The sequence below is a fragment of the Enterococcus avium ATCC 14025 genome (assembly GCF_000406965.1).
GTDB classification, from domain to species: domain Bacteria; phylum Bacillota; class Bacilli; order Lactobacillales; family Enterococcaceae; genus Enterococcus_A; species Enterococcus_A avium.
In genome coordinates, this window is the sequence record NZ_KE136357.1 from 276,371 (window position 1) to 293,304 (window position 16,934).

The following is a 16,934-nucleotide window of genomic DNA, read 5'->3' on the forward strand; positions in this document are numbered from 1 at the left end:
ATTATTGTAACATAAGAAATATATCTGTAAAGAAAAAGTTCGGAACTTTGGCAAATTTATTTTGCAGGGCGATAACCTGCCTTTTTCGCTTCTTCGATGGTTTTAAACCAAGCTCGTGGATTGGTTGTATTGTCATAATATTTACTGCCAGGTAGGTGATAGACACCACTTTTCGAACCTTTGATCAGGCCTTTTCCATTTTTATCGACATATTCCTTAGCGGTAGAGACGCTTGTTGATGTTGAGGATTGTGATTTTCCTTCTATGGTACTGGTTCCGTCTGCGTAATTTAGAGATACACCATTTTGTACATTAAAAATATAAACATTGAAGCGCACCTCATCGCTACCGATTGATTGAGCCATCATGTGAACGCCGCGGGCTAAAAGTTCATCACCGCGAAAAACGGGAATGACGGAATAGCGGATATAATTCTTGTTGCTTTTTTCTAAATAGTATTTGATATCCATCTCGAAACGCAGCATTTCCGGGCTGTTCAATTGGCGCGTTCCGGTAATCAAATTTTTCCAGTTGGCATTTTGTCCAGTCAGTTGATAACCGATTAAATGTGACCGATTGAATAGGTATTGACCATTGATTTTTTTGTTATGCCAACCGGTGGGTGTTACACTGGAGATTTCACCGCGTTTCTCCGTTGGCATCAGTTTCTTGTTTAGTAATGCCTCAGCATCTGTTGCACGATTTAAATGATCTAAGTCGCCATATCTTTCCCATGGTCCATTTTCGATCGAGAGCTCCTCTTTAGAAAAGGTTGGATTATTTTGATTGATCTCGATTGTCTGAGTGCCTTCATAATTAAGCTGAGCCAAATCCTGCTGAGGCGGAACAACTTGAGTTTGCTTTTGTGTTGTTTGTGGGGGATTCGATGTTGGTTGTTGAAGCTGTTCTTTTGCGCTGTACACAGCGAAACTAGCTGCCGCAATCACGATCGCAGCAACTAGTTTAGTTTTCTTTGACAAGGGAATTGCTCCTATTCTTTCTGTAAATTAAGTAATGTAGCTTTGCTTATTCAGGTGCACCGATGATTTTAATGTATTCATCCGGATTCATAATCTCAAAATGTTTGGCAACAAGTTGATTCCGTTTATTGCGGCGGCCTTCAATGTGGATCATATATTTATTTTCCGGTAAACGAAAAACGTAACTGGATAGATAACGATCTTTGATTAAAACTTCCGTCTTGTTTTCACCATCGCTCATAATCAATAAGGACATCATGATCGGCTTTTCTTGCAGTAAAATCGTCTTTTCTAATAAGCCACGATATTCTTCCAAAAAATCACTTCCTTTTTATTTAATTGGATAATCTGATTTTAGCATTTTTAAGCAATTAATGCTTTGATAACGAAATGATTAAAAGTGAAGAGAGTCAAAAGCTTTTTTAGTTCACTCCAGAACAGTTTGCTTCAAAAATTCTGAAGTGAACTGTTCTTTTTCATGATGCTTGTGATACCTTATACTAAATTTAGGAGGAATACTTATGGATAATCGATTATCAAATTTATATTCTTTGCTGGCAAAACAAGGAAAAACTTTTGAAATCCCCTATTTGGCCAAAAGATTTCAAGTGAGTACCCGAACAATCTACAACGATATAAAAAAACTGAATGAAACACTCATGGCGGCCTCTGAAGAGATAATCGCCATTGAAAAGGGGCGTGTCTATTATAGCGTTGATAATCCTGTAGAGATTGAAAAATTATTGCTCAAAAATAGTGATTTTATTAGTGGTGATAAAAGCATCAGAAGAGTTCGTCTATTAGAGACAATTTTATTGTTACCTGATTATTTCAGTTCAGAAGAGCTATTACGAAAAACACTAGTTTCAAAAAATACTTTATTGAGTGATCTGCAAGAAGTGCGCAAAATTCTACAGAAAAATAAAATTACGCTAGAATCTTTACCATTTCGCGGTTATCAAGTGATCGGAGATGAAATAGATATTCGTAATTTATTAGCCGCTACACTTGAACAGGACCCATTATTATTTGAGACGGAGCATTATGAAATGGAACAGCCGTTATTAGCAGAAATCGAGTCATTCATTGAAAAAATCTGTGGGCAGTTGGGGATTCAATTGAGTGATGAATCCTTCCAAAAGGTAATATTGCACTTTTGGATCACTAAAAAAAGGAGCGCATTAGGAAAGACACTTGCTGCTTCAAATAAAGAGGATATTTTGAGCAAAGAGGAAAAAGCTCTACATGAGCGGTGTAGAGAATTGACTGAATTATTCAGACAGTCAATTAACTTGGCGGAACAATTATACTTGGCAAATAAAATATCTGAGGCGTCTATTACTAAATACCAAGAATTACTTTCAGATAAATGGGTAACTTTTAACTTAGTTATTGAAAGATTTATTTCAGCGGTGAATATGCAACTTCCAGAATTGGATTTTAAAGGGGACAAAAAGCTATATGAAGGATTAATCAATCATTTACGACCAGCATATAAACGAGCTTTAGCGAATGAGACGTTGGAAAACCCTATGTATGAGCATGTTTTAGAGCATTATCGTGAGTTGCATTTGATTGTTCAGAAACAAATTTCGGTGATTGAAAGAATGCTTGAGATTGAATTTACTGATCATGAAACAAGTTTTTTCACACTTTTCTTTGCAGCTTCAGTGGAACGAAGTAAGTTTTATGTTCCCCATAAAGCAAAAGTTGTTATTATATGCAATGCAGGAATTAGCACTTCTGAAATTTTAAAAAGTAAAATAAAAAGTATTTTTAGTGTAGATGTTATCGGAACCTTTGGAGCTAGAGAAGGTGTTCGTTGGATAGCAGAGCATAAAGTAGATTTAGTAATCACTACAATACCCTTAGATTTAAAGCGAGTACCGTTTGTTCAAGTAAATCCATATTTATCAGAAGAAGACATTCAAATTATTAGTGAATTCATTAAACCAGTTTTCCATGAAATTAATGTAGATGACTTGTTGCGAATGGTAAATAAGTATGTGAAGTTATCTACGCAGCAAATTCACAACTTAACAGAAGAATTTAAAGAGTATTTGAATATTAGATCGAGTGAAAATTTAAAAAGGGAGTATCAGCCTATGCTTAAGGAAATATTATCAGAAGATTTAATTGATCTTCACTATCATGCTGAAAATCGTGATGAAGCCGTTAAACGTAGTGGGGAACTATTAGTAAATAAAGGTCTAGCTTCAGCGAATTATATTGAGGGGATGATTAGGAATGTTGAGATTAATGGAACTTATATTGTGATTGCACCTGGAATCGCTATGCCACATGCACGCCCTGAAGAAGGTGCTTTGGCTATTGGTTTCAGCATTGTTACTTTAGAAGAACCCGTTGTATTCGGTCATCCTAAGAATGATCCGGTAAATATTGTTATCGGGTTATGTGCGGTGGATCATCAAACCCATTTAAAGGCATTAGCCGAATTAGTAGAAATACTTTCTCATGAACAAAATGTAGAAAATTTTTTGAAGGCCACAAATGCTTCGGAAATATTAGCAATGGTAAAAGGAGGAAATGAATCATGTTAAAAATTGTAACGGTTTGCGGTGCAGGGGTTGGTAGCAGCATGATGATGCGATTATTCACACAACAAATTTTGGATGATGAGCACATTGAAGCAACTGTTGATGCGGCGGATATTGGTTCTGTTGATCCAAATAGTTTTGACATTTTAATCACAACATCAGATTTTGCCGATACACTGCGTGATTCATCAGCTAAGATTATTCGGATTGACAATATGATGGATAAAGAATATTTGAAAGAACAACTATTAAAGACAATCAATGAATAGGAGGCAAAAACATGGCAATCTTTTTATATATTGTAAATAATGTACTGAGCCAGGCAGTATTTATTATTGGAATGGTAGTCGTTGTTGGGATGGTTGCTCAAAAGAAAAGCTGGGATCAAATTTTGCCTAGTACACTTAAAACAATGATTGGTTTTACTATGATCAATGTTGGTGGTCAAACATTAGGTGGAGCTTTATTGCCGCTTCAACAAATGATCTCTAAAATATTTGATATGAAGGCATTTTCTTCAGATATTGGAGCTGCTCAGGCTGAAAGCTTTGCAGATATTGGAACAGAAATGGCGTTGATTTTTGCTTTTGGTTTTTTAATTAATTTGTTGTTAGCACGTTTTACCCGCTTTAAATATGTTCATTTATCGGCGCATGTTTCATTTTTCTTCGCAGGATTGATCGCTGCATTACTAAAGTTCAATACAACATTGCCCTTTACAGGGATTGTTACGGTGGGTTCCATTATGTTAGGGCTATATATGACGCTTAGTTGTGCTTATGTAGCAGTATGCATAAAAGGAGTTAAAGGAGGCGAAGGATTTACTTTAGCACACTCCAGTTCTTCGGGATTATTGGTAGCGACACTGTTAGCAAAAGTATTTGGAAATAAAGAACATGATCTTGAGAATATGGAGATTCCTAAGAAATTGAATTTTCTTAGAGAAATGACGATCGCATTGACTTTGGTGATGACTGTTCTATTTTTACTAGTGAGTCTTTTTGCGACACCTAGTTGGACAATGGAGAATATTACTGGTGGTCAGGATATTATCGTCTTTTCACTATTACGAGGTGTTGAGTTCGGAATGTGGATCACAGTAATTATCACCGGCGTGCGCATGATGCTGTCAGAGATCATACCAGCATTTCATGGGATTGCAAATAAAATTATTCCTAATTCGAAACCTGGTTTGGATATCCCGTTACTATTTCCAAATTATCCTACTTCAGTGATCGTCGGTTTCCTATGTAGTTTAGTCGCTGGTTTAGCAGGTATGCTGATTCTTGGTGCGTTAAATTATCCAGTTGTTGTTTTTCCAGCATTAATTCCGACTTTCTTCACTGGAGCTGCTACTGCTATTTTCGGTAATGCACATGGTGGGCGTAGAGGAGCAATATTGGGATCATTGACAAATGGTTTTCTATTGATTTTTGGTCAAGCATTATTGCTTCCAATGGTTGGAAGCTATGCTCCTATTATGCGAATCCTAAGTGAAACAGATTATACCGTATACGGTCCCATTTTAGGTTGGATTTTACAATTACTTGGAGGTGCTTAATGAAAAATCTAGTTCTGTATTTGACTATCAACTATCCAACAAGAGAAAAATTTTTTGAGATCTTAGATATTGTCGAAGAATTTCAAATAGGGTACGTTGAAATTGGTATTCCAGTTTCTGATCCATATATTGATGGTTCAATAGTTAGAGAATCACAAGAAAAAGTTTTTTCAACACTGAGTATCAAGGAAATTGATTCTGTCCTGCAAGAGATACGCGAACGGTACACCTTTAAAGTGATCCTGATGACTTATAATGAGGGTGTTGAAGAATTTAAATTAGGACAGCTTTCCAAAACGCGTTATGATGCCATTTTGTGTGTTGATAAAAAATTGCCTGAAGATAACTTCTCTGGTCTTGTTCATACATTTACGAAAAATATGGATAAGGAAGCGATAAACAATCAATTAGCCAAAAGTTCTCAGTTTGTTTATTTGGTTTCTGGGGAAGGAAAAACAGGTGAGTTTATACAACTTCCTAAAGATTATGTAGATATTGTTCCTTATTTGAAAGCTAATACGCAGCTGCCAGTTTTTGTTGGTTTTGGAGTTAAAAATTCAACTGATATTGCCAGCATTTTAGCAAATGGTGCGGATGGAGCTATTATTGGTTCTGAATTTATCAAAAGATTTAATGAGGGAGGAATTTCTAGCATCAAAGAGTATTTATCAAAAATCCGTTCGGTTTACTAAAACAGGATTCGCTTCATTCATTCGTGAAGCGAATCCTGTTTTTATTTTTATAACGAAATAGCTCGCATTACCCTCAGCAAATTTGATAAGATAAAAGAAAAAAGCAGGTGAATAAATGGGGATGTGGAATCCGTGGCGTGGCTGTCGTCGTGTCAGCGAGGGTTGTAAATATTGCTTTATTCATGAGGGGGATAAAAAGCGAGCAGTAGATACAAGCAAGATTGAAAAGACAGCTCAATTTGACGCGCCTATTAAAAAAACAAAGAATGGTTATAAAATGAAGGGCGGACAGCTCGTCTTTGTTTGTTTTTCTAGTGATTTTTTAATTGAAGAGGCAGATTCTTGGCGCGCTGAGTGCTGGCAAATGATCAAAGAGCGCAGTGATTTGCATTTTATGTTCTTAACTAAGCGGATCGAGCGTTTAATGGATTGTGTGCCCGAGGATTGGGGCGACGGGTACGATAATGTTACGATTGGTGTTTCAGTTGAAAATCAGGTCCGAGCGGATCAACGATTATCGTTATTACAAGCGTTACCAATCAAGCATAAAAAAATTGCTTGTCAGCCACTAATTGAAGAAATTTCCATTGCTGAGTATCTGACGGACATCGAGTCAGTTGTTGCGGGTGGGGAATACCATAAAAATGCGCGCCCGTTAAATTATGAATGGATCTTGAAGCTGCGGGAAGAAGCAATCTCGCAAGGAGTTGCATTTGAATTTCGTCAATGTGGGACGCATTTTATTAAGGATCAGCAGGAGTATCAATTGAGTTACCGCCAATTATTTTCACAAGCAAAAAAAGCGGGGATCAATTGGTATCCAAGTAAATAAAGAAGCAGAAATCACTCGGATTTCTGCTTCTTTATTTATTCGGATAAATCTTCATTTAGTTCTTTCGCAGCAAGTGCCACACGCTTATTCCCTTGATGCAGTTCAACGATTGTCCAGACTAACAAAGCAAGAACAGCAACAATCAAAACATAAGCGATACTATCGGCTGTTGTGATTTCCCATGCAGAAGGACTGTCTCCAAAGAAGCCTTCGATTTGACTAGGCAAACCAATTAAGTTCAAATAAGTCAGACCAATAACTGAGATCCAACCCAACAGTTGAATGATTCGTTTATTTTTGAATCGTTCCCCCATTTCTGCGCTGCTATTTGTCATCATTAATAAGGGAAGCATAGAAAATGGTAAGGCAAAGGCCAAGAAAACTTGCGAATTATTCATCAAATTATTTAATGCTTCATGTTCTTCAACGACTGTATCGCCGCGCGTTAGCAGGACGCAAATCAATACTGGAACAACCGAAATCAACCGAGTGACTAGACGACGCAACCAGATCGGCATCCGCATGTGAACAAAGCCCTCCATAATTACTTGCCCAGTCAAAGTACCAGTAATTGTAGAGTTTTGACCAGAAGCTAGAAGCGCTACAGCGAATAAGGTTGATAGAGCACCAGTTTTTGCGACATTCATCAGGATTCCGTTGCTCATCGTAGCTGGATTTGATAAGGCTTCATACAGTCCAAAGAAGGATGGGTCTTTGACAGTGCCTGTTTTAAAGACGGCAACACCCATAATCAAAAGTAGTGCATTAACAAGAAAGGCTAATGACAATTGAATATTTGAATCCCAAGTTGTAAAGCGGACGGCATTTGCGACATCCTCTTCATCATCATGATCAACTTCGCGAGTTTGAGAAACCGCAGAATGAAGGTAAAGATTATGCGGCATTACCGTTGCACCAATGATTCCAAGCGCACCAGTCAGCGGTGTTTGACCACCAATGGCAGGACTATTTGCGAACGTTTCGCTAGTTGGAACAAATCCTTTTAAAACGTCACCCCAATTAGGATCGGACAAAGCAACTTGGTAAATAAAGACGAAGAGAATCACAAAAATTAAACAAACAACAATGGCTTCGATTTTACGGAATCCGACTTTGGTTAATAATAATAGTAGAAAGACATCGAATACAGTAATGAAAACAGCGATAACCAAGGGAATATTAAACAATAGATACAAAGCGATGGCTGCACCGATGACTTCCGCAATATCGGTTGCCATGATGGCTAATTCAGTCAAGATCCAAAGGACGATCCCCAAGGATTTACTTGTCCTAGCACGAATAGCTTGTGCCAAATCCATTCGAGTAACAATTCCCAGCTTTGCTGCCATATATTGTAAAAGCATAGCTACTAAGCTGGAAATTAAGATGATGGACATTAATAAATATTGGAAATTTTGTCCGCCAGTGATGGAGGTCGACCAGTTTCCTGGGTCCATATATCCGACAGCGACTAATGCTCCCGGACCTGAATAGGCGAGGAGTGTTCGCCAGAAGCTTTTTCCTTTTGGTACTTTAATCGTACCGTTGACTTCCTCTAAAGAAAGTCCATTCGTATGTTCTAAAATGGGATGTTTATTCGTACTCAAGAAGCTCCCACCTTTCTGTAAACTTTTCTACGATGCAATCATACACCTAAAATCAGGAAATGAAAAGAAAAAGATTCGGTATGCCTAAAATTTTCAAAAAGCATATTTCTTTGGCATAATTCGAATTTGTTTTACACTAAATAGAAGAAAATGAGGTGAGCGTATGGTCGATTGGTACACACAATTAGATGGTACGTGGGAAATCAAAGGAACGAATTTTCCAATGTGGTTGACAGATAAAAGAAAAAATCCCCGAATTACCTATAAGAGAACAGAGAAAAATGCTGTGGAATTACTCGATTTGGTAGAATATGAAGCAAACGGCAAAACCAAGCAAATCAGAGGAATGGACCGTTTAGTCGGTGGACAGTTTATCTGGCGAGGAATAGGAATAATGAAAATTTTGAGTAGTCGTTGGCAGGTAGTGACAATCAAAGGGGATGTATTAGTGATTCGTTTTGAAAAAACCTTCGTCACACCAGCTGGGGTAGATATTTTAATAAGAAGGGGATCTCGGAGTCCTAATTTGCGCGAACGTGTCTTAGAACATTACAAAAGTTTTGGTTTGACGGATAAAGAAAGAGATACACTTCAATGGAAGTAGAGCCATCAAGTAAAGCTAAAAATATTTTATAAAAGAAAAGCCAAATGGGCACTTGCTTTCTTGATGCAAAGCAGCTAACCAGTTGGCTTTTTTAGTGTTTTTCGTTTATTGACTAATCTCAATTACTCGATCAGTCCAGTCTTGATAAAAGCTCTCTTCGTGAGAAACGACGATGACAGTTCCAGCGAAATTAGCTAAACTTTCACGTAAGCTGTCTTTTGTTGCCTGATCGATGTGATTTGTTGGTTCATCGAGAATCAGCAAATTTCCCTTTTGCATTGTCATTTGACAAAGCTTAACTTTGGTTTGCTCACCACCACTTAAGGTACTAAGTGGTTCTTGAGCTAATTGATTCGGCAACCCTGCTTTAGCGAGATGTTTCCGCAGCTCCTTAACAGTTTCTTTCGGAAAATGTTCACTCAAATACTGTAGGGGAGTCTGATAGGGATTTTCCCATTGCAGATCTTGCTCGAAATAATTAATTTTCGTATTTGCAGGAAAGTGAAATTCACCTGCAATTTTAGGAATCGCCTCGATCAAGGTCTTCAGTAAGGTTGATTTACCGATGCCGTTGAACCCACGAATAGCGACTTTTTCGCCATATCGTAATGTGATATTGATTGGCGGAAGCAGTGGTCGTTGATAACCAATTTCCAAATCTGTTGTCTCCATTGCTAACGTTGTAACGATCGGTGCATATGGGAACTCAAAGTGAGCGACCGCATTAGAAGAAGGCGGCGTTAAGCGTTCTACTTTGTCTAGCTGCTTTTGACGGCTTTTCGCCATAGTCGAACGTGAGCCTGCTTTGTATTTACGAATGTAGGCTTCTGTTTTCTCAATCTGACGTTTTTGAGCAGCATATTGCTTCATATATGTTTCCTGGAATTGTTCCTTTTGTTTCAAGGCCTTTGTCAAATTACCAGTATACTTGGTCAATTTCCCAAACTCGATATCAGCGATGTGGGTGGTAATTTGGTTCAAGAAATCGCGATCATGAGAAATGACTACGAAAGTGCCGGAAAAATCCTGCAAAAATTGACTCAACCAGGCTACGTGTTCATCATCCAAATGATTCGTCGGTTCATCCAAAATCAGCACGTCCGGTTTTTCTAATAATAATTTTGCCAAAATTAATTTTGAACGCTGGCCACCGCTTAAATCCTCCAATGGCGTATCCATACCCAAAACATCTAATCCCAAACCACTGCTCATTTCAGCAATTAACGTATCAATCTGATAAAAATCACCTTGATCTAATTCTGTCTGTAGCTTTCCAGCCTTATCTAGCAATTTATCATCCATCGATTCACTGTATTCCATATACAGTTCGCCAATTTTCGCTTCTTTAACAAAATCTGCGGCATAGGCAGTTTTTAGAAAATCTTTGATAGATAAGGTTGGATCGACTTCGACATACTGATCCAAATAGCCCACGTGGATATTCTTCTGCCAAGCAATCGTGCCTTCATCCGGTAATTGTTCGCCGGTGATAATTTTTATTAGGGTACTTTTTCCAGCGCCATTTTGTCCGATCAGGCCTAGGTGTTCCCCTTTGTTCAAATGTAATTCTAAATCTTCATACAGGATTTTATCGCCAAATTGTTGCGCGATTCCTGTTAAATCTAAGATACTCATGTTTCTCCTACTTTCTTACTCAAATTCCCATCATCTAACAAAAGAAGCGGATAGTCAAGAAAAAAAGAGCCCTTTTTCAGGACTCTTCAATTTATTATAGTTGAGCAGAGAACAAATAAAGAACAATGTCAGCAATCACATCAATGACCTGACAGAACAAATCTGTTAGATTTTTAAAGAATTGTATGATTATTTCAAGCATATTTTACCTCCGCTTAGTTAAATAAACCGGACAACCAGTCGATTGGATAAAGAGACAGATGTAAGGTGATATGGGCTAGCAAATAACTTATTGCGAAGAATGGAAATAACACTTTTTTCATAAAACTTCTACCTCCATATTTTTCGTTTCTTCAGTATAACGTAAAATTCATAGAGGAAGACATGGATTTACCTTATCTTTAACGAACAAATATGTAAGCTGAGTATATAAAAAAGCCTCTGCTTTCTAATTCTAAGCAGAGGCTTTTAATTATAGGCTTCATTCATTGAGATACACGCTCCTTAGGCAGATTTTTTGAAGTCGTAGATCGCTTGTTCAATGGTGATTCCAGTTCCTTGTTGACCAGTGATTGTTGAGTAAACAACAAAAACATTTTGTTCTAAATCAAAAGTCACACGATAAGGTTTTTCTTGATCATAAAAAGTCATTCTATTTCCTCCTTTCATTTAATAACATCATTGTAAATAAAAGTATAACACATTAAAACAAAATAATAAAACAATTTTGCATTCATAAAGTATTCTAATTATTTAAAATTTGGAGTATGAAGATTTTCTCTTGTTATACCTAAGAAAACAAACTTCCGGGAGGAATAAAAAAAGAATCATCAAGCAATTTGTTAAAGCTATTAATCAGCAAAATTTACCAAAGATTATCCAAATGATGTCAGAGGATTTCCAGTTCATTGATACGTATGGCAACTGTGAAAATAAAGAAGCGATGAAGACTGGTTGGCAGGGGTATTTTGATTGGTTTCCTGATTATTTTGTTGAAGTTGAAGAATGGATTGGAAATGATGATTTTACGATGATTATTGGCAAAGTAAGTGGATCTTATTTAGGAAAAATGGACAAGCATTGGGAAATTCCAGCTGCTTGGAAAGTAGTTGTCGGGCAAGGTCGGCAGATAGCGATTTGGCAGGTTTTCTGCAATTCAAAAAAGCAGCTAGATTCATTGAAATAGCGATTCTACAAAATATAGACCTTAATATAGAGGGATTCTACAATGTTTAGGTAGAAAAATCATTTCTTTCATTTATGATGAAATTAAAAGGAGGACGTAAAGTGGAGATCGGAAAGCAAATCAAAGAACACCGAAAAAGAATGGAATGGACACAAAAGGGACTAGCAGCAAAGCTCAATGTTTCTGACAAAACAATATCGAGTTGGGAAACAGGCAGAACCTATCCGGAATTGTCGCTTCTGGTGGAATTAAGCGAACTGTTTAACACATCGCTGGATGAGCTTTTAAAAGGAGATGAAGAGGTTGTGAAACGGATCGATAAAGATGTCAAATTGAAAAAGGTATATAAATATGGATTGATCGCGACTTTACTAATCGTTTTCTCCGGAATCATCTTTCTTACCCAATACCAGAACCAAAATCAATGGGTGGATCGTTTCAATCCATTTATGGAAATGAAGATCGGCTACGCGACACTACCAACTTCGGTTACTTATAATGATGGAAAAAAATACAAAGAGGATGGGAAGAAAGAACAGTATCCTGATCCATATAAGAATATTTGGGTAGCAGATGATCCATTTGGAGAGGGGATGCTGCTGGATTTTCAAGGTGGACAGGCTCCAGAAGGCAAGAATTATGCGTTGGTGCAGCACAAAGGCACCTATGTAAGAAGAATCTCATTCATTTCATGGAAATCCATTCCAGGGGTTTATCGTGATATTATGAGTAAAGACTATTTTGAAGTACCATCAATGAAAGAATAAAAGAGAGATCAACAAATCAATTGATTTGTTGGTCTCTCTTTTATAAGCTTTCGCCCCTGCCAAGGACGTTTATTATAGCACAACTTAAGCGGGTTGATTATGAAAAATTATCTGCATTGCATGTCTTAGTGGAAAATAGACCAGGCTGACGATCAAAATTGTTGAAAAAATATTGATTACCGTTGCGGGCATTGTAGCTAAAGCCGCGAAGAAAGCGGGTTTCAATTGAGCACCAGCGATCATTGACATAACGGTTGCTTTGATTACAGACATAATAAACTTGGCAATGCCAGCACAGATTCCGATAATGATGATTTGACGAATCCGAGTTGGCTTGCGCTTGAAAAATGAGAAGGCGAGATAGGCAGCGGCACCCACAATAAAGCTTTCGACTAAAAAGTAGGGGGCTTCAGCAGCAAAGCCATTTAGGATGTCAAAAATAAAGAAGCCAATTCCACCAGCTAAGGCTCCTTGCCAATAACCAATCAACAGCACTGCTAGAAGAACCACCGCATTTCCAAAATGTAGAAAGGCACCGGTTGGCAAAGGGATCTTGATCATTGTTCCCATTAAGGTAAGTGCTGCAAATAAGGCAATTAATACCAGGTTTTGAATTCGTTTATTACTTTTCATCTGAATACTCCAATCGTTTTTCTCCGTGGGTGTAGGCACCGTGCCAGACATGACCAACATACGGGTTGATTTGTTCTCCCATAGAAATGGCTGCCTGAACAAAATCAATCGCTAATTTGATAGCTTGTTCCACCGGATAATTTTTTGCCACTGCCGCAGTAATGGCTGCTGCAAAGGTGCATCCGGCCCCATGATTGTAAGGAGTATCAATTACAGGATGCGGATAGCTTTGGAAGCTTTTTCCATCATAATGAAGGTCGAGTGTCTCTTTCGTATCTAACCGTGCGCCGCCTTTGATGACTACATGTTTCACACCTAGCAGAGCGATCTTTTTAGCAGCTTCCTGCATTTGCTTTTTAGAAGTCAGTTCTCCTAGTTCAGATAAAATACCCGCTTCTCGTAGATTCGGTGTTACGATCATCGCGCGAGGAATTAATTTTTCTCGCAAGTCTCGAACTTGATTGCTTTTGATGAAATCTTGGGTTCCTTTGCCACCAATCACTGGGTCAACGATCAGCGGAATCCCTTTAGGAATTAGTGTACTAACCAATTCGATCATTTCTTGAGAAGGTAACAATCCTGTTTTTAAGGCATCGATTGTTCCTGCGAAGATTGACACAAGTTGTTCCTGCAGTATTTCCAAAGGAAGTATCCGTAAATGGTGAGAGCCATTATTCGGATCTAAATTAACGATCGAAGTAATTGCGGTAAACCCAAACGTTCCGAATTCTTGAAAGGTTTTCAAATCAGCTTCTAATCCACCGCCGCCAGTCGCATCTGAACCGGCGATTGTTGCAACTTTTTTCATATAGTAATGCTCCATTTGTTTTTTATTAGCATATCTTTTTGTCTTACCTATGAAAACAGCCAATTGGATTTGTTTTCCCTCATCCAATTTTTATTTGGAGATTGAATACTCAGGCTCTTTTTGTCAAGCTTTCCAGCCAGCTTAAATATTCCTCCTCGCGATGAATCGCATGCATCAGGATAAGGTAATGGCCATAGTTTTCTTTAATCTTTTTATCAGGAAAAACGGCTATTTTTCTGTCTTCTAGATGCTCCAATTTTTTTTGATGCAAGTCGATTTGCTGTTGAATCATTTCCGGTAGGCGCTCATCATCAATACTTTTTATAAAATATAATTTCAAAACAAACTCGTCTTTATTGGTTGGTAATTCTGTTAAGGGTTCATTAATCCATTCGAGTAAGGCCATTCTTCCTGTTTTTGTCAAGGAGTAAACTTTCTTTTCAAGTTTTGTTCCCACAATCTCAGTTTGAAAATCAATCCAGCCTTTTTTTGTAAGCTTAGATAACTCAGGATAAATTTGACTGTGCTTCGCTTGCCAAAATTCACCAATTTCTGTAGTAAACGCCGTTTTTATATCGTATCCAGTTTTTTTATCGTCTTGCAGCATTCCTAGAATAATGTATTGTAATGTATTTTTTTGTGCGATGTTAAACATCTCCCTTGACAATTGAATAAAATCATTTTATCATAATCACGTAATCTAAAACATGTAAATAATTACATGTTGTCAATTGACTGTTTGGAGGGATTAATTTGAAACAATTTAAAACATTGGAAGATTTTGTCGGCACACACTTTATTTATACGTATGATAATGGTTGGGAATACGAATGGTACGCTAAAAATGACCACACTGTGGATTATCGGATTCATGGAGGAATGGTCGCAGGACGCTGGGTGAAAGATCAAGAGGTGCAAATGGATCTTTTAACTGAAGGTGTTTATAAAATTACTTGGACAGAACCAACTGGAACTGACGTAGCGCTTGATTTTGTGCCAAACGAAAAGAAACTTCATGGTACCATTTTCTTCCCAAAATGGGTAGAGGAACATCCAGAAATCACTGTTACATTCCAAAATGAACACATCGATGAAATGCTGGAAGCTAGAGAGAAATATGAAACCTATCCTAAGCTAGTTGTTCCAGAATTTGCGAACATTACTTATATTGGTGAGGCAGGGGAAGACAACGAAGATGTGATCAGTGAAACGCCTTATGAAGGAATGCCAGATGATATCCGAAATGGCAAATATTTTGATGAAAACTATCACCGAATCAATAAATAGCAAAAAAAGTTCAACATTCTAAAAGAGTGTTGAACTTTTTTGCTATTTTGTTTTCATCCATTGGTCGCGAATTTCATCGGTCAAGCGGATGATTCGTTTTCCAACTTCGGGGTATTGATTCGTGGCTAGGTTAGCTAAGGAAACGCGTACCGCCCACTCGCCGCTGCCAAAGGCGTTAGCCTTCAGTAACATCAATTGTTCTTTTTCAGCTAGAGAAGTTAGAACTTTTGTGACTGTCCACTTATTTTTTAGATAATCAGCAAAGGCATTACCGTACCGCTTACGGGTCCAATCTTCGTAATTGATCTCGCAGTAATAAGCAGTGTCTAGATCTTCAAGTGGTTCCTGCAGACCTAAAGTATTGAAGAGCAGCTTTTCCCGTTGGCGGCAAATATCCATTACTTCGGCTTTATAAGCTTTTCCTTCATCTAATAAGCTGTACAAACTGAACATCACCATCATCACTTGTTGTGGAGCGGACAAACCAGCAGCATGATTTAAAGCAACGTCACGGCTGTCAGCTACAATTCGATCAATAAAGGTGATTGTTGTCGGATCAGCGGTCAGTGAAGCGTAACGTTCATTTAATTTTTCAAGCTTTTCTTGTGGCAAGTTAGCAATCAGTTCGTCAAATAAATTATGTTTAGCAACGGCGATTGTTCCTACACGCCAGCCTGTTGCGCCAAAATATTTCGAATAAGAATAAATGCAGGCTGTATTGTATGGAATCTCCGAAAACAGGGAAGTGAAGACAGGGACGAATGTGCCATACACATCATCAGTTAAAATCATTAATTCAGGATTATCGGTTGCAACAATTTCTTTCAGCAAATCAATAGTCGGTTGAGCTAGGGCATTTGCTGTCGGGTTGCTTGGATTTACTACAAAGACTGCTTTGATATCGGAATCACGCAGTTTATTGATTTCTTCATCTGGATATTGATACGTCATTTTGCCATCAATCATCGTTTGTTTGGCTTGAACTTTAACAATCTCAAACGCATATTTTGGCAATTCGGGAATTTCTAAATAAGGTGCGAAAGTTGGTAACATCAATGCGATCTTATCACCATGATTCAATAAAAAATTATTAAACAAAGTATCAAAAATATAACAGATCCCCGCAGTTCCACCTTCCACAGCGAAAATATCAAAGGGAATGGTGCTGTCAGAAAATAGCTCTTGATTTAGGTAAGCTTTGATCGGACCTTCGCAGGCACTTAAACAGCGTACTGGATTTGGGTAGTTATCTCCGATGATATGATCCAACATATCCGTTAACCAAGCTTCTTTTGGCATTCCTAAATAATTGTTGTCAGAAAACCAGATTTTTTTTAAGAAGTTGGCTCCTTTTCCCGGATGAGATTCTAAGAAATTAGTAAACCGTTGTCCACGTCCAGTATCTGATTGGATCATTCCCGCGGTTAATTCACCAGTACCATAAAGTGTTTCCTGTGTGGCAAATTGACCAAGTAAAAAGAAGGCTTCCCGCGGAGTAGGAGCGGTCCAGTTAGGATTTCCGCGTCCAGCATTCAGTAGGTTGGTAACATTTTTATTTTCATGAATCTTTTGTTCCAAAAAGAGACTTAATTCAAAGGGACTTAATTCTTCTAAGGCTTGTTCAGTAATTGTTGACACAAATACGACTCCTTCTACACTGTATTTTGATTCTATAGTAACGAGAATTGTTTTTAAAACAGCGTAAATACGCTTAGAGTTTATGAGAAAGTTTCTGTTAAAACACAAAGAAATAAAGTATGTTTTTTCTTCGAATTATCTTTTAA

Annotated in this window: 18 protein-coding genes; 9 read left to right on the plus strand and 9 right to left on the minus strand. The window is 37.7% G+C overall.

The annotated features are described in order from the left end of the window. Window positions 1-56 precede the first annotated feature (56 nt). Together OMU_RS01290 and OMU_RS01295 are read right to left on the minus strand one after the other, a co-directional pair. Window positions 57-980 (minus strand): DNA/RNA non-specific endonuclease, encoded by a 924-nt coding sequence (locus OMU_RS01290; protein ID WP_016178165.1) that lies wholly within the window; start codon window positions 978-980, stop codon window positions 57-59. A 46-nt stretch (window positions 981-1,026) separates the two neighbouring features. Further along, window positions 1,027-1,296 (minus strand): hypothetical protein, encoded by a 270-nt coding sequence (locus tag OMU_RS01295; protein ID WP_016178166.1) that lies wholly within the window; start codon window positions 1,294-1,296, stop codon window positions 1,027-1,029. Window positions 1,297-1,501: 205 nt separating this feature from the next. On the opposite strand from OMU_RS01295, the gene OMU_RS01300 reads away from it, so the two are divergent. The 5 genes from OMU_RS01300 to OMU_RS01320 all read left to right on the plus strand — a co-directional run bounded on the left by OMU_RS01300 (window position 1,502) and on the right by OMU_RS01320 (window position 6,623). After that, window positions 1,502-3,541: a BglG family transcription antiterminator gene (locus tag OMU_RS01300; protein WP_016178167.1), complete on the plus strand. Its 2,040-nt coding sequence runs from the start codon at window positions 1,502-1,504 to the stop codon at window positions 3,539-3,541. Further along, a complete protein-coding gene (locus OMU_RS01305; RefSeq protein WP_016178168.1) occupies window positions 3,535-3,807 on the plus strand; it encodes a PTS sugar transporter subunit IIB in 273 nt (90 codons plus the stop codon). The genes OMU_RS01300 and OMU_RS01305 overlap by 7 nt, the downstream gene beginning before the upstream one ends. Window positions 3,808-3,818: 11 nt before the next feature. Continuing rightward, window positions 3,819-5,099: a PTS ascorbate transporter subunit IIC gene (gene ulaA / locus OMU_RS01310; protein ID WP_016178169.1), complete on the plus strand. Its 1,281-nt coding sequence runs from the start codon at window positions 3,819-3,821 to the stop codon at window positions 5,097-5,099. After that, window positions 5,099-5,791, plus strand: coding sequence for a tryptophan synthase subunit alpha (locus OMU_RS01315; RefSeq protein ID WP_016178170.1), 693 nt, complete (start codon window positions 5,099-5,101; stop codon window positions 5,789-5,791). The genes ulaA and OMU_RS01315 overlap by 1 nt, the downstream gene beginning before the upstream one ends. Window positions 5,792-5,906: 115 nt before the next feature. After that, window positions 5,907-6,623 (plus strand): DUF5131 family protein, encoded by a 717-nt coding sequence (locus OMU_RS01320; RefSeq protein WP_016178171.1) that lies wholly within the window; start codon window positions 5,907-5,909, stop codon window positions 6,621-6,623. 35 nt (window positions 6,624-6,658) lie between these two features. Here the strand turns inward: OMU_RS01320 and OMU_RS01325 are convergent, their stop codons facing one another. Then, window positions 6,659-8,230 carry an Nramp family divalent metal transporter gene (locus OMU_RS01325; RefSeq protein ID WP_016178172.1) on the minus strand — a complete coding sequence of 524 codons (1,572 nt, stop codon included), beginning with the start codon at window positions 8,228-8,230 and terminating at the stop codon, window positions 6,659-6,661. A 163-nt stretch (window positions 8,231-8,393) separates the two neighbouring features. Here OMU_RS01325 and OMU_RS01330 point away from each other — a divergent pair, with 163 nt between their 5' ends. Beyond that, window positions 8,394-8,834 (plus strand): hypothetical protein, encoded by a 441-nt coding sequence (locus OMU_RS01330; RefSeq protein ID WP_016178173.1) that lies wholly within the window; start codon window positions 8,394-8,396, stop codon window positions 8,832-8,834. 105 nt (window positions 8,835-8,939) lie between these two features. On the opposite strand, the gene OMU_RS01335 is transcribed toward OMU_RS01330, so the two are convergent. Next, window positions 8,940-10,469 (minus strand): ABC-F family ATP-binding cassette domain-containing protein, encoded by a 1,530-nt coding sequence (locus tag OMU_RS01335; protein ID WP_016178174.1) that lies wholly within the window; start codon window positions 10,467-10,469, stop codon window positions 8,940-8,942. Between the two features lie 504 nt (window positions 10,470-10,973). Next, window positions 10,974-11,120, minus strand: a complete 147-nt coding sequence (locus OMU_RS23275; protein WP_016178177.1) for a hypothetical protein — start codon at window positions 11,118-11,120, stop codon at window positions 10,974-10,976. A gap of 130 nt (window positions 11,121-11,250) precedes the next feature. On the opposite strand from OMU_RS23275, the gene OMU_RS01340 reads away from it, so the two are divergent. Next, the gene (locus OMU_RS01340; RefSeq protein WP_016178178.1) at window positions 11,251-11,655 is read left to right on the plus strand and encodes a nuclear transport factor 2 family protein; all 405 of its coding nucleotides are present in this window, start codon (window positions 11,251-11,253) and stop codon (window positions 11,653-11,655) included. 101 nt (window positions 11,656-11,756) lie between these two features. Continuing rightward, complete coding sequence (locus OMU_RS01345) at window positions 11,757-12,422, plus strand: helix-turn-helix domain-containing protein (protein WP_016178179.1); 666 nt, start codon at window positions 11,757-11,759, stop codon at window positions 12,420-12,422. 84 nt (window positions 12,423-12,506) lie between these two features. Here the strand turns inward: OMU_RS01345 and OMU_RS01350 are convergent, their stop codons facing one another. The 3 genes from OMU_RS01350 to OMU_RS01360 form a co-directional block, all read right to left on the minus strand. Continuing rightward, the gene (locus OMU_RS01350; protein WP_016178180.1) at window positions 12,507-13,055 is read right to left on the minus strand and encodes an ECF transporter S component; all 549 of its coding nucleotides are present in this window, start codon (window positions 13,053-13,055) and stop codon (window positions 12,507-12,509) included. Beyond that, on the minus strand, window positions 13,045-13,863 hold the full coding sequence (thiD, locus tag OMU_RS01355; protein WP_016178181.1) for a bifunctional hydroxymethylpyrimidine kinase/phosphomethylpyrimidine kinase: 819 nt from the start codon (window positions 13,861-13,863) through the stop codon (window positions 13,045-13,047). The genes OMU_RS01350 and thiD overlap by 11 nt, the downstream gene beginning before the upstream one ends. Window positions 13,864-13,972: 109 nt before the next feature. Further along, entirely contained in the window at window positions 13,973-14,509 is a 537-nt protein-coding gene (locus OMU_RS01360; RefSeq protein ID WP_034876033.1) for a PadR family transcriptional regulator, read from the minus strand. Between the two features lie 107 nt (window positions 14,510-14,616). On the opposite strand from OMU_RS01360, the gene OMU_RS01365 reads away from it, so the two are divergent. Continuing rightward, window positions 14,617-15,150: a phenolic acid decarboxylase gene (locus OMU_RS01365; RefSeq protein ID WP_016178183.1), complete on the plus strand. Its 534-nt coding sequence runs from the start codon at window positions 14,617-14,619 to the stop codon at window positions 15,148-15,150. A gap of 42 nt (window positions 15,151-15,192) precedes the next feature. On the opposite strand, the gene aspD is transcribed toward OMU_RS01365, so the two are convergent. Beyond that, window positions 15,193-16,788 (minus strand): aspartate 4-decarboxylase, encoded by a 1,596-nt coding sequence (aspD, locus tag OMU_RS01370; protein WP_016178184.1) that lies wholly within the window; start codon window positions 16,786-16,788, stop codon window positions 15,193-15,195. Window positions 16,789-16,934: the final 146 nt, after the last annotated feature.